We start from the raw sequence: 13,651 nt of genomic DNA, 5'->3' as shown, positions 1-13,651 counted from the left end.
AAAAGTGGCAAAAATTACCTTTTACAGACAGCTCGATTCGATGGACTGCGGCCCGACCTGTCTTAGGATAATAACCAAATATTTCGGTAAAAATTTTTCTCCCGAATACCTCCGGCTGATCACATTTCAGTCGAGAACGGGCGTGAGTTTTCACGATCTCATGGCAGCGTCGGAGGAACTGCATCTGGAAACTCTGGCTGTGGAAATTACTTTCGAACAATTAATGTCAGAAGCTCCGAAACCCTGTATCCTTCATTGGGAAAACAGTCATTTCGTAGTGCTGGTGCCGCAGGAATCTTCAGGAAAAATTACCGTTGCCAACCCCGAATATGGCAAAACAGAGCTTACGGAGGAAGAATTTAAAAAACACTGGCTTCAGGAAAATGGTAAAGGAAAGGCACTTCTTTTTGAAACTACCGAAGCTTTTTTTCAGAAAGAAGAAGACCGTTCGGTCAACGGGTTTAGTTTTCTGTTTCAATACCTCAAGTCTCACCGCAAAGCCCTTTTTTTTCTGTTATTAACTTTGCTGGTTACCAGTGTGATAACGCTTGTATTTCCTTTTCTGACGCAGAATCTTGTTGATAAAGCAATTAGATTTAAAGATAAAAATCTTGTGCTCATGATTGTGGGTGCCCAGATTGTGCTTTTTCTCGGAAACAGCTTTATGGATCTTATCCGAAGCTGGATTATGCTGAAAGTAAATACAAAAGTAAATATCAGACTCATCAGCGATTTTATCACCAAACTGATCCGTCTTCCCGTGGCTTATTTTGAGTCTAAAAGAGTGGGAGACATTCAGCAGCGTATTCTCGATCATCAGAGAATCAGCTCGTTTCTCTCTACCAACACTTTGGCGATTCTTTTTTCATTTATCAACCTTTTGGTTTTTTCAGTGGTTTTGGGGACTTACAATCTCATTATCCTGATTCTGTTTTTCACATTCAGTTTTCTTTCTGTTGTCTGGATTTTTATATTTTTAAATAAAAGAAAAGTTTTAGACCAAAAAGAATTTATTCTCAACAGTCAGAATCAGAATATTTTGAATGAAATGGTTTTGGGAATGGCTGAAATTAAAATCAATCAGTCTGAAAATTTTCAGCAGGCAAAATGGGAAAATATTCAGCAGGAACTCTTTGAACGCAACAAAAAAGCGCTGAAACTTTCACAATATCAGATGATTGGATCGGGTTTTATTTCTCAGCTCAAAAATATTCTCATCACCGGATTTTCTGCCTATGCCGTGATCGATGGTGATCTTACGCTCGGAATGATGCTGGCCATCAGTTTTATCGTTGGGCAGATGAATTCACCTTTCGACCAGCTTCTTTATGTAATTCAGATAACGCAGGATGCCAAGTTAAGTCTTGAAAGAATTGCCGAAGTGCACACCAAACCTGTTGAAGATACGATTGAACAAACCCCAAAAACGCTGAGCAATGAAGATATTATTCTCGAAAATGTAGATTTCGGATTTGGCGATTTTCAGATTTTAAAAAATTTAAATGTAACCATTCCGAAAGGTAAAATAACGGCTGTCGTTGGCGAAAGTGGCAGTGGAAAAACCACTTTATTCAAACTTCTGCTGAGGTTTTATGAGCCGGACAGCGGATCAGTCATCTTTGGCAAACAGAATCTCTCAGAGATTCCACTTTCAGAGTGGCGGGAAACCACGGGAACGGTGATGCAGGAAGGCTTTATTTTCTCCGAAACCATCCGTAAAAATATCACGCTTAAAAGTGATAATATTGATGAAAATCTGCTGACTTATGCCGTAAAAGTTGCAAATTTGCAGAAATTTGTACAGAAGTATCCTCAGGGTCTTGATACTTTGGTGGGAAACGACGGAATAAACTTAAGCACAGGGCAGAAGCAGCGTATTTTGATTGCCCGCTCTGTCTACAGAAATCCTGATATTTTTCTTCTGGATGAGGCCACAAGCGCGCTCGATTCCCGAAATGAGAAAGAAATCATGGAGAATCTTTTTGAGTTTTTCAAAGGCCGCACAGTGGTTATCATTGCGCACCGCCTGAGTACCATCAAAAATGCAGACCAGATTCTGGTACTTCACAACGGCGAATTTGTAGAAAGCGGAACTCATCAGGAACTTTTGAACCGTAAAAAATATTATCATAACTTAGTCAACAATCAAGTAGGAATATAGTTTCATGGTTTTTGTAACAGGAGCAACAGGAATTTTAGGCAGAGTCATCGTTTTGGAACTTTTAAAAAAGGGAAAAAACGTGCGTGCAGCCAAAAGACCTCAGAGCAATATCGGTGAAGTAAAGCATTCTTTTCAGTTTTATACAGAGAATCCTGATTCTGTTTTTGATCAGATTGAATGGGTAGACGTAGATTTTAACGATATTCACTCAATTCAATCCGCCCTGGAAAATGTTGAAGAGGTGTATCATTGTGCTGCGAAAGTAAGCTTCAAACCTCAGGACGAAAAAGAACTTTATCATACAAATATTGAGGGAACAAAGCAACTTTTGTACGCCTGCGAAAATTCAGGTGTGAAGAAATTTCTCCACGTCAGTTCGATTGCAGTTCTGGACAGTTTTAACGAAAAAGGTGAGCTGGATGAAGAATCAGATTTTAATCCGAAAATCGAACATTCTGCTTATGCCATCTCAAAACACCTTTCCGAAATGGAAGTCTGGAGAGCTTCTGCCGAAGGTTTAAATACCATCATCATCAATCCTGGAATGATCATCGGAAGCGGAAACTGGGGCAACAGCAGCGGAGATATTTTCCCGACTTTCGAGAATAACAATTTTACGTTTTCCGGAGGAGCAAATTATGTTGATGTAAGAGATGTTGCAAAAATCGCCATTGAACTCATGGATAAAGAAGTTTTCGGACAAAGATTTATTTTAATTTCTGAAAATAAACGATACGCCGAAATAGGAAAGCAAATCCGCTCAAAATTAAATTTAAAGGAGCTTAAAATCTTACCCAAATCAATACTGAATTTTGGTAGAATAGTCAATACTCTTTTTGGATGGCTGATTCCGGCGCTGAAAATTGTGAACAAAACAAATATTGAGTCGATTACGACATTCACTACCATTTCAAATCAGAAAATTAAAGAAAAGATTGATTTTCAGTTTATTCCGGTTTCGGAAAGTATTGATTTTCATCTCAACAATTACATCAACGACAAAAAGCTGAAAAATAAATGAATCTTGCAGAGGCAATCATCAAAAAAAATGTAGAAAAGCATCCTTTAAAATCGGCAATTGGCTTTAAGAAAAAAGATGGCAAGTGGAAAGAACTGAGTTGGAATAAATTCAGCGAAATTATTTTTAAAACAGCCAATGCTTTAAAAGAATCAGGAATTTCTGAGAATGATAAAGTTGCCATTTATGCAGATAATTCTGCAGAATGGATGATTTTTGATCTGGCAGTGCTGTCGTTAGGGGCGATTACCGTTCCGATTTATTCAACCAACAATACCGAGCAGGCGGAATTTATTCTTAAAGATTCTGAGGCCAAATCGGTTTTAGTTGCCAGTCAGGCTCAGTATGATTCCTGTCTTGAAATTTTAAAGAAAGAAAGTACAGATTTAAAATCCATCATTATATCCAAGAAAGCAGTTTGGATTAAAAAAGAATTCAGCAGTTTTTATCTGGAAGATTTTATTGCCAAATCTTCTTCCGAATTTGAGTTTTCAGAAAAAAATGAGGACGATACCGCAACTATAATTTACACCTCCGGAACCACGGGAAATCCGAAAGGGGTAATGCTACCCCATGCCAATTTTATTAAAATATGCGATGCTCATTTTGAGTTTTTTAAATTTAAAAATTTCGAAGACGAAGTTTCTCTGGCCTTTTTACCGCTGACTCACGTTTTTGAAAGAAGCTGGAGTTTACTGTGTCTGTACGGTGGCGCAAGAGTGTATTTTCTGGAAGATCCGAAAGATATTGCAAAGGCTCTGACAGAGGTAAAACCTACGATGATGTGCGTCGTTCCGAGGTTTTTACAGAAAGTGTATGCTGGAGTTTTGGAAAAGGCAGAAGAGGGTTCATCTTTAAAAAAGAAAATTTTCAACTGGGCTTTGGAAGTTGGAAAAGAAACCGCAGAGTATAAAAGAACAGAAAAATCGATTCCTTTTGGTTTAAAAGCTAAAGAAACCGTTGCAGATCTGTTGGTTTTCAGTAAAATTAAAGAGAAATTAGGCGGAAGACTATGGTTTATTCCTTGTGGTGGAGCATCGCTGTCGCCGGAGGTCACTCAGTTTTTTGAATCGGTTGACATTCATGTGACCGTTGGATACGGATTAACCGAAACAACAGCCACTTTAACCGCTTTTCCACTGGCGAATTTCGAACACGGAAGTTGCGGAAAACCTTTGCCAGGTGTGGAACTTCGAATTGGTGAACTGGATGAAATTCAGGCTAAAGGAAACGGAATTATGAAAGGCTACTACAACCGGCCAGAAGAAACCGCAAAAGTTTTCACGCAGGATGGCTGGTTCAAAACCGGTGATGCAGGAAAATTTGACGAAAACGGAAATCTTTTCATTACCGACAGAATTAAGGATTTAATGAAAACATCCAACGGAAAATATATTGCCCCGCAGATGATTGAAAATCTTCTCACCAACAATAATTTCATCAGTCAGATTACGTTAATTGCAGAAGGAAGACAGTTTGTTTCCGCTTTGATTGTTCCTAATTTTGAGTTTCTGAAGGATTATTTAAAAAAGAAAAATATTCCGTTTACCAATTGGGAAGAAGTGGTAAAAAAGAAAGAAATTATCGACTTTTACAAAGAAAAAATAAACGAACTGCAGCATCAGGTTTCTGATTATGAAAAAGTGAAAAAGTTTACTTTACTGCCATCAGAATTTGAAATCAGCAGCGGAGAAATTACACCAACTCTGAAGGTAAAAAGAAATGTTGTGATGAAAAAGTACTCGGATATAATTGAAAAGATGTATTAGTTTTTAATTCTAAAATTTATAATCAAATTTAAAATTATCATTGATGATGCAAAAAATCCTTCCTGATTTACTGAGTTATATTCCTATTTTAAGTCTTATTGCTATTGCTTTTTACCTGTATTTTTCCAATAGAATTTCAAAAGAAAAAGTAAATCATTTCTTACTTTTGGGGTTGATTTTTACTGTTGTAAGTCACGTTTTTCAATATTATGTAACCAAATATTTAGTATTGCAATATGACAGTTTTGATTCTGCTTCAGGAATAAAAAAATGGTATCCGGTGATGAGTCTGCTGGGAGGGTTTGGCTACAAACTTATTTTTTATGGAATTATCACTTATCTTCTAAAATTTGAAATCCTCAAAAACGACATCAAAAGAGAAAATATTTTTTTGCTGATCATATATTCAGTTCTAAGTTTTGGACTTTACATTCCGTATTGGTTTATCAAAAAGAATATTAAATTCAATGGTAATCTAACTGTATGGATTATTTTAATGATCTTTTTTCTTTCATGTTCACATGTAAGTGTGATTCATTTTTTCGACTCATTCTCCAACCCAGATGATTTTTTGATGACGATGTATTGGCTGGGACAAATTGGCTATGTTGTTAGCTTTTTGGTGGGCATTTTTTCGCTTCAAAAGCTGATTGTCGAAAAACTGAAAGGAATAGAGATTAATTCGGCCGGGACATTTTTTTTAGGAGTAATTTATATTCAGGCCACACTAAATAATTACATAAAAAAGCACGAAAAATAGGTATGACAACAAACGATTTTTTAGGAAAAAACGAATTTAAAATACAGAATAAAACAGTTTCAGAAAGCTGTCCGTCAAATATTGCTTTGATAAAATACTGGGGGAAATATAAAGATCAGATTCCGGCCAATCCGAGCATCAGTTTTACTTTAAATCATTGTAAAACCAATACAGAAATGGAGTTTTTCGCAAACAAACCATTTTCTGTTCAGACTTTTTTAGCAGGAAATGAAGAAGTTAAATTTGCTGAAAAAATCGAAAAATATTTCAAAAATATAGAACAGTATCTGCCCTGGATTTTAAAGGGAAAATACATCATCAGAACAGAAAATACATTTCCTCACAGTTCAGGAATTGCCAGTTCAGCTTCAGGTTTTGGAGCGATTGCAAAATGTCTGATTAGTTTAGATGAGCATTTTTCTTCCGGCATCCAGCATCCATCATCCAACCTTACAAAAGCTTCATTTTTGGCAAGATTGGGAAGCGGAAGCGCATGCAGAAGTTTGTACAACGGATTGGTTGTCTGGGGTGAATCTGCTGAGGTGGAAGGAAGTTCAGATCTGTTTGCAGTGAAATATTCTGATGACGAAATTCATCCTGTCTTTAAAGATTTCAATGATTGGGTTCTGCTGATTCATGAAGGTGTAAAAAGCGTTTCTTCAACGGTCGGTCATGGTTTGATGAACACCAATCCTTACGCAGAAAGAAGATTTCAGGAGGCAAGAGAAAACTTTGTTCCGATGAAAGAAATTTTGAAATCCGGAAACATGGATGAGTTTATCAAACTGGTGGAGCACGAAGCTTTAACCCTTCATGCGATGATGATGATGAGCGATCCTGCATTTATTTTAATGAAAACCGGAACTTTGGAAGTCATCAACAAAATCTGGAATTTCAGAAGAGAAACCAATCTGCCTTTATTCTTCACTTTGGATGCGGGAGCAAATGTTCACTTGCTTTTCCCGAACGATGGTTCAGAAGAACAGATCAATTCTTTTATTGAATCTGAATTGTTGCAACACACTCAAAAAAATGGGGTGGTGAAGGATGTGATGAAATGGTAAAAGATTTTTATTTTCAGAAAAGGCATTCCAGTAGAATAGCAAGACATTATTTTCGTACAAATATTCCTGATAAGGTGGTGGTAGAGAAAAGTAAGATTTCCTATGCACAATACTTTATCATTCCAACGATTTTAACGTTTGTTGGAGTGCAGTATTTTAAACAGAGCAATCATAATCCAATCTTTCTTCTATTCATAGTTCTTGGAGGATTATTCAGTTTTGGATTAAACATTTTTCTCACCAGAAAATTCAGAAAAAATCCTGAAATTATTCTGAACAATAAAGGAATAACTTTTTCAAATACAAGAACAATCTTCTGGAAAGAAATTTTGTATTATAGACTTCAGGAGAAACATTCTGTACTGAAAATTTATGTAAAATGCGAAAGTGAAGAGTTCTATAAAGAGTTTACAAATCTTCCAATTTCAAAGGTTAAGCTAAGGTTGTTAATCAATTCTTTTCATAAAAAGTTTTGTAAAAGCAGTAAATCAATTCATCGGGTTTTAGTAAAGGATGTGCATACTTTAGAGCCAGTGAATTTAGATAAGTATTTGGGAAATAACATTTTATGATGTTTTTGGGCAAGTAAATATTCTCACCATAATTTTTTTTGTAATATTAAAAAAATGACGTCTTCAAGAATTTGATAAGTAGAAAGACAATTTAATACAATTTGATTTCATAAGAAATATCAATAGGAGCGGGCTTTAGCCCGCTTTCACTTTTATACATCAATTTGGCTTTAGCCAAAACTTATTTTTGAAGATCTTATTTTCTGACTAATTCTCATTATCAAAAAATAATTAATTTTAAACCAATTTTAAATCACTCACAATGAAAAAAATACTAGCACTTACTTTATTTCTTGGAAGCCTCTCATTCGCGCAGCAAACCTCAAATCCGGAGATAGAAAAACCAATGAGAAATCTATTTTTAGCCATGAAAAATGCAGATTCTGAATTGTTGAAAACTGTTTTTGCAGATACCGCTGTTCTTCAGACCATTACAAAAGATGGTGTGAAAACTGAAAACATCAACGATTTCATTGCATCAATTTCCAAGATGAAAAAAGATGATCTGGATGAAAGAATTTCGGTTGAAGGCATTCATACAGACGGAAATCTGGCGAGTGTTTTTACGCCATACTCATTTTATATTAAAGGGAAATTTTCACATTGTGGCGCTAACAGTTTTCAACTGATTAAAGTAAATAATGAATGGAAAATTCAGTATCTAATTGATACGAGAAGGAAAGATAACTGTAAAGAAATAAAATAATTTATCTCTAAAATAAAAAGAACACGCAAAATAAATCTGCGTGTTCCTTTGTCTTATAATACTTAGGGAAATTTAATAAAATTCGAATAATTCGTATTAAATTAAATCCCGTCAATAATTTCATTTAAAACAGTACTTGGTCTCATGGCCTCATACGTTTTATAAGTATCAGTTTTAAAGTAGCCATCGATGTTTTGAGGCTTGCCCTGAGCACCGATCAATTCAGAGTTGATTACATCTTCACTTTCCTGCATCGCTTCTGCTACCGGAGCGAACTGTTGAGCCAATTCAGCATCAGCAGTTTGGTTTGCCAAAGCTTCCGCCCAGTACATTGCCAGATAGAAATGAGAACCTCTGTTATCGATTTGTCCGACTTTTCTTGCAGGAGATTTATCCGTCGCTAAGAATTTAGCATTTGCTTCATCCAGTGCATCTGCCAAAACCTGAGCTTTTGTATTGCCTTGGGTTTGTGCCAAATGCTCTAAAGAAGCCTGTAATGCTAAGAATTCCCCAAGAGAATCCCATCTTAAATAACCTTCTTCGATGAACTGCTCAACGTGCTTTGGAGCAGAACCTCCTGCACCTGTTTCAAATAAACCACCACCGTTCATCAATGGAACGATAGAAAGCATTTTTGCAGAAGTTCCAAGTTCAAGAATTGGGAAAAGGTCAGTAAGATAATCTCTCAATACGTTTCCTGAAACAGAAATCGTGTCTTTTCCTTCTCTTGCTCTCTGAAGAGTTTCTGTCATTGCGTCTTTTACATCAAGAATTTTGATATCAAGTCCGTTTGTATCGTGATCAGCTAAATATTTTTCAACTTTTTTGATCATTTCTCTGTCATGCGCTCTTCCTTTATCTAACCAGAAAATGGCAGGAGTATCAGAAAGTCTTGCTCTGTTTACAGCAAGTTTTACCCAGTCCTGAATCGGAGCATCTTTCGTCTGACACATTCTGAAAATATCTCCGGTCTCCACTTTTTGCGAAAGGAGAACATTTCCGTTTTCATCCTGAACTTCAACTGTTCCTTCAGCTGTAGCCTGAAAAGTTTTATCGTGAGATCCGTATTCTTCAGCTTTCTGAGCCATCAAACCAACGTTTGGAACAGAACCCATTGTAGTTGGATCCAGTTTTCCGTGAGCTTTCATATCATCAATCACAGACTGATAGAAACCTGCGTAAGAACGGTCTGGAATAATACAAACTGTATCTTCTTCGTTTCCTTCTTTGTTCCACATTTTACCGCCGCCTCTTACCAAAGCAGCCATAGATGCATCAACAATAATATCTGAAGGAACGTGGAAATTCGTAATTCCTTTATCAGAATTTACCATTGCCACTCTTGGTCCGTTTGCCAAAGCAGTTTCTATATCAGCTTTAATGTCAGCTTCCTGAGTATTTCCTTTGATTTTATCAAAAAGGTCAGCCAAACCATTGTTTGGATTAACATCTAATGAATCAAAAGTCTCAGCATATTTAGCGAAAACATCTTTGAAGAAAGTCTCAACGATTGCTCCGAAAACGATTGGATCAGAGATTTTCATCATCGTCGCTTTCAGGTGAGCAGAAAGAAGAACGTTTCTGTTTTTAGCTTCTTCAATCGCTTCCTGTACGAAAGATTTCAAAGAATTTAAATTCATAACAGAAGAATCAATCACTTCTCCAGCCTGAAGACCTGCGAAATCCTTCAGTAAAGTTTCAGCGCCGTCATTTCCTTTGAAAACGATTTTATATTTTGTAGCATTCTCAAGAGTAGTCGAAGTTTCAGTTCCGTAGAAATCTCCGCTGTTCATGTGAGCAACATCAGTTTTGCTGTCAGAAGCCCAGTTACCCATTCTGTGAGGGTTTGCTTTCGCGTAGTTTTTTACCGCTTTTGGAGCACGTCTGTCAGAATTTCCTTCTCTTAACACAGGGTTTACAGCACTTCCTAAAACTTTAGCATATTTAGCTTTGATTGCTTTTTCCTCATCATTTTTCGGTTCTGCAGGATAATTTGGAACTGCGAAACCTTTAGCCTGTAATTCAGCGATTGCAGCATCCAACTGAGGTGCAGAAGCAGAAATATTTGGTAATTTGATGATGTTGGCATCCGGCTGAGTTGCCAGTTCTCCCAATTGAGCCAAAGCATCAACGGTTTTTTGGTCATCTTTCAAAAACTCTGGAAAGTTGGCCAGAATTCTCCCTGCCAAAGAAATATCCGGAACGGCGATTTCAATATTTGCTGGTTTGGTAAACGCTTTTACAATCGATAAAAACGAGTGTGTCGCCAGCATTGGAGCCTCATCTGTAAGTGTGTAATAGATTGTTGATTTTTCTGACATTATAATGTTAGTTTATTGTTTTATTTTTAAGACAGACAAATTTAAGAATTTTTATTCTGAAAGCTTTTTAGATTTTGAATTTTCTTGGCTGAAAATAAAGATTGTTGGTCACTATTTTATTTTTAATAACAGTCAAAACCATACAGCCACATTTCTCGTATAATAAAGTTGGAACGCAGAGAGCTTAGATCTTAATTTATTTTTGAATTATCATTATTTCATCCATATTTAATTATTATTAAAATTTGTACTTACGTTTTTAATGGTCGCTGTTAATTGTTTTCAAAACATTTTAATGGTCATAAAATACGACTGATTTTAGAATTAATTCTTTATTTATCAGACAAATTATAATGTTTCTTTTGGAATAGTTCTTGCTGAAAATTTACTTTTTTTAACTTAAAATGATAAAACGGATTCTCTAACAATAATTAAATTATGATTAAAAACTGATACCTGCTTTTTGATTAATGAAATATTGTTTGCTTCTTTGAACTTATTTTTATGAAAAAAATTTTTATCCTTATTTCATCAGCGCTCTTTTCTGCCTCCCTGTTTTCGCAGGTTGGAATACAGACCAGTCAGGTGGCGCCATCCGCAATTCTGGAAATTAATACAAACGATCTTGCCGTAGGTAATAAAAAAGGTTTTCTTCCTCCAAGAGTTGCTCTGACAGGAAACAGAGACACCACAACAATTCCTTCTCCGGCTACAGGATTATTTGTTTACAATACAGCGGATGCAGGTGCATTTCCAAATAATGTTATCGCTAACAAGTACTACTACTGGAACGGAACCATCTGGACTGACCTTTCTGTAACATCTTCACTTGCCGGTTATCTTGCTGACCGAATTCTAAGTTTAAACAGCACATCAACACAGACTTTCACCTATGCAGGCATTAATGCTACAAGTGCTGCCAACGGTGGCATTCCCGTAAGTTTTGCTGATGGGGATATCGTAACCAACACAGGAGCTATTGCCACAAAAGCAGGCGATGCATTTATAATCAGTATTACAGGTCTTTACGAAGTGACGGGTTTTGTGAACTACAATCCTAACAGAACTTCTATTGGTAATCCTCAAAGAGGTTGTTTTTTAAATTTAAAACTTCAAAGGTCAACCGATAATGGCACTACATGGACTGATATCATCGGAAACCGTACAGCCTGGGGTGTAAGGGCGACCAATAATCTCAAAACTGCAATTCTAAGTTCTACACCTGTTTATCTTACTGCCGGACAAAGATTGAGAATGGTGGTACAAAATCCGTTTGATGTAAACGACACCTCATCAATACACGGTGAAAACACCGCCGGTAGCCCGCTCCCTGCAATTACAACCGCAGCGAGAGTTCCGGTTTCGAAAAGTTTAACTATTGTTTTATTAGATTATGATCTTCAGTAAAATGTATTTAAGAAAAACAGTATCCTTCGCTTTTATTCTTGCCAGTATTTTTGGGCACGCACAAAATGTGGGAATCGGAACTGATACACCTGCTGCCTCGGCTTTGCTGGATATTGATGTAAGCGCAAGGGCTGCAAATGATAAAAAAGGAATGATGATGCCAAGAGTTGCATTATCAAATATCACAGATATCGTTACGGTTGCCAATCCCGCTACAGGTTTGCTGGTCTTCAACACCACAGCATCTGCCACCGATCCTGCAATTACTGCCAACACCTATTATTTTTGGAATGGCGTTCGCTGGATGGATCTGGCCACTTCCGAAACAATCAGATCGAGAATTTTTCCGCAGATGTTTATAACGGGAAATACGGGTAACCAGCCTTTGGATAGAGCGGCTTTTAATGCAGGAACTCCGCAGGTTGTGAATTTCAGCAGCACGGCGACGGGAGCGATGAATGTAAATGTGGGTAACAAGGTTTCGCTTGCCAACAATAATTTCAGGATTCTTTCTGCAGGCTATTTTGAAATTGCAGGTTATGTAGGCTACAATCCCTGGGTTTCGACTACATGTACTACAGTTGCTACTGAGGGAAGCTGCGTTGCCGCCCTGGATTTTATAGTTCAAAGATCTACCGACAACGGTGTCACCTGGGTACAGATTGCCAAATCGAGTACAATGTGGGGCGTAGGAACAGGAGACAGAAACAGATCTGTGATTGTTGCACCATTTACCATTCTTCTCAATCAGAATGATCTTGTAAGAGCAGTTGTTGCGAAAGGTTCGGCAGCCAATCACGGAACTACAAATACTAACTTAAATATAGAGTCGGGGACAGGTCTTCAGTATTCACGACTGTTGAGATTACAGAAAATTAATTAATTCCGGAACGCAATGAAAAAACGTATTATCACTTTACTTTCAGCAATTTTATGTTTCAGCAATTCTTCTGCTCAGATAGGTATAGGAACCACAACTCCAAATGCCTCAGCAGCACTTGATGTTTTTTCGGCCAACAAAGGGATTTTATTGCCAAGGCTCAATCTTACAGGCAGAAGCGATGTGTCAACAATTTCCGCACCCGCAAACGGACTGATTGCTTTTAATCTTGCAGCAGCCGGTACTGCCACAAATGCTGTGGTGGCAAATTCACTCTATTTCAGACAGAATAATATCTGGCAAAAGTTTGCTTCGGCTACCGAACTTAATAACCTTGCATTTTCAAGCCAGTATGTATTGGAGTCATTCACCCAGCAACCTTTTTCAACGGCGCAACTTACACCAGTCAACAGTTCGGAAATTGCGGATATCCCTCTTACATGGACGGCTGCTGATATTTATCTTGATAATACAGATGATGTTGAACTTGCAACGGCTCAGAATTTCAGAGTGCTGACAACAGGTCAATACCGTATTCTCGCAAATTTTACTTTCAATCCCAGGAGAAATGTAGCCACCGACAATTCCAATTACACATCAGTTTCGTTCACAGTAATGCGATCACAAAACAGCGGAGCCACATGGACTGCAGTTGCCGGAACAACCATGCCTTTTGACAACGCCGCCTCCAACGAAGTACAGACCATCATTATTCCGAGAACGATACTCAGTTTTAATCAGAATGACCTGATCAGAGTTGTCATGACAAAGCCCGGCGGAGCAACTACGCCTAACTATGGAACTGATTCCGGAATAGTTTCCAAAGCAGCGAATGACATTACCAAACTTATCAGGATAAGAAAGATCAACTGATTTTCAATTTTAATATTAAATTTGATAAAATTTTCTCATAGTAAAAACTGAAATTTGTGAGAATCAGTGAGGTCTGTCTGATTTTTGACATAAAATAATATTACCAGAACATTTTTCAAA

The 13,651-nt window shown here is 37.1% G+C and carries 11 protein-coding genes; 10 read left to right on the top strand and 1 reads right to left on the bottom strand.

The genetic code is table 11. The annotated features are described in order from the left end of the window. Positions 1–4: 4 nt before the first annotated feature. From NG809_RS18350 to NG809_RS03860, 7 genes are all read left to right on the top strand, one after another. Complete coding sequence (locus NG809_RS18350) at positions 5–2,161, top strand: peptidase domain-containing ABC transporter (protein WP_262148245.1); 2,157 nt, start codon at positions 5–7, stop codon at positions 2,159–2,161. A gap of 4 nt (positions 2,162–2,165) precedes the next feature. Then, complete coding sequence (locus NG809_RS03885) at positions 2,166–3,182, top strand: NAD-dependent epimerase/dehydratase family protein (RefSeq protein WP_262148243.1); 1,017 nt, start codon at positions 2,166–2,168, stop codon at positions 3,180–3,182. After that, entirely contained in the window at positions 3,179–4,948 is a 1,770-nt protein-coding gene (locus NG809_RS03880) for an AMP-dependent synthetase/ligase (protein ID WP_262148241.1), read from the top strand. Before NG809_RS03885 ends, NG809_RS03880 begins: the two co-directional genes overlap by 4 nt. Before the next feature lie 43 nt (positions 4,949–4,991). After that, a complete protein-coding gene (locus NG809_RS03875; protein ID WP_262148239.1) occupies positions 4,992–5,708 on the top strand; it encodes a hypothetical protein in 717 nt (238 codons plus the stop codon). A gap of 2 nt (positions 5,709–5,710) precedes the next feature. Then, on the top strand, positions 5,711–6,772 hold the full coding sequence (locus NG809_RS03870) for a diphosphomevalonate/mevalonate 3,5-bisphosphate decarboxylase family protein (RefSeq protein WP_262148238.1): 1,062 nt from the start codon (positions 5,711–5,713) through the stop codon (positions 6,770–6,772). Next, positions 6,766–7,344, top strand: coding sequence for a hypothetical protein (locus NG809_RS03865; protein ID WP_262148236.1), 579 nt, complete (start codon positions 6,766–6,768; stop codon positions 7,342–7,344). Before NG809_RS03870 ends, NG809_RS03865 begins: the two co-directional genes overlap by 7 nt. A 262-nt stretch (positions 7,345–7,606) precedes the next feature. After that, complete coding sequence (locus NG809_RS03860) at positions 7,607–8,050, top strand: nuclear transport factor 2 family protein (RefSeq protein WP_262148235.1); 444 nt, start codon at positions 7,607–7,609, stop codon at positions 8,048–8,050. Between the two features lie 101 nt (positions 8,051–8,151). On the opposite strand, the gene NG809_RS03855 is transcribed toward NG809_RS03860, so the two are convergent. Continuing rightward, positions 8,152–10,371 carry an NADP-dependent isocitrate dehydrogenase gene (locus NG809_RS03855; RefSeq protein ID WP_262148234.1) on the bottom strand — a complete coding sequence of 740 codons (2,220 nt, stop codon included), beginning with the start codon at positions 10,369–10,371 and terminating at the stop codon, positions 8,152–8,154. A gap of 504 nt (positions 10,372–10,875) precedes the next feature. Here NG809_RS03855 and NG809_RS03850 point away from each other — a divergent pair. The 3 genes from NG809_RS03850 to NG809_RS03840 are packed head-to-tail and all read left to right on the top strand — an operon-like array spanning position 10,876 to position 13,531. Next, positions 10,876–11,778: a hypothetical protein gene (locus NG809_RS03850; RefSeq protein ID WP_262148232.1), complete on the top strand. Its 903-nt coding sequence runs from the start codon at positions 10,876–10,878 to the stop codon at positions 11,776–11,778. Between the two features lies 1 nt (position 11,779). Beyond that, on the top strand, positions 11,780–12,661 hold the full coding sequence (locus NG809_RS03845) for a hypothetical protein (RefSeq protein WP_262148230.1): 882 nt from the start codon (positions 11,780–11,782) through the stop codon (positions 12,659–12,661). A gap of 12 nt (positions 12,662–12,673) precedes the next feature. Further along, on the top strand, positions 12,674–13,531 hold the full coding sequence (locus NG809_RS03840; RefSeq protein WP_262148229.1) for a hypothetical protein: 858 nt from the start codon (positions 12,674–12,676) through the stop codon (positions 13,529–13,531). The last annotated feature ends 120 nt before the right edge of the window (positions 13,532–13,651 follow it).

This window comes from Chryseobacterium foetidum, from assembly GCF_025457425.1.
GTDB lineage: Bacteria > Bacteroidota > Bacteroidia > Flavobacteriales > Weeksellaceae > Chryseobacterium > Chryseobacterium foetidum.
This window is presented reverse-complemented; position numbering and strand designations above follow the sequence as displayed.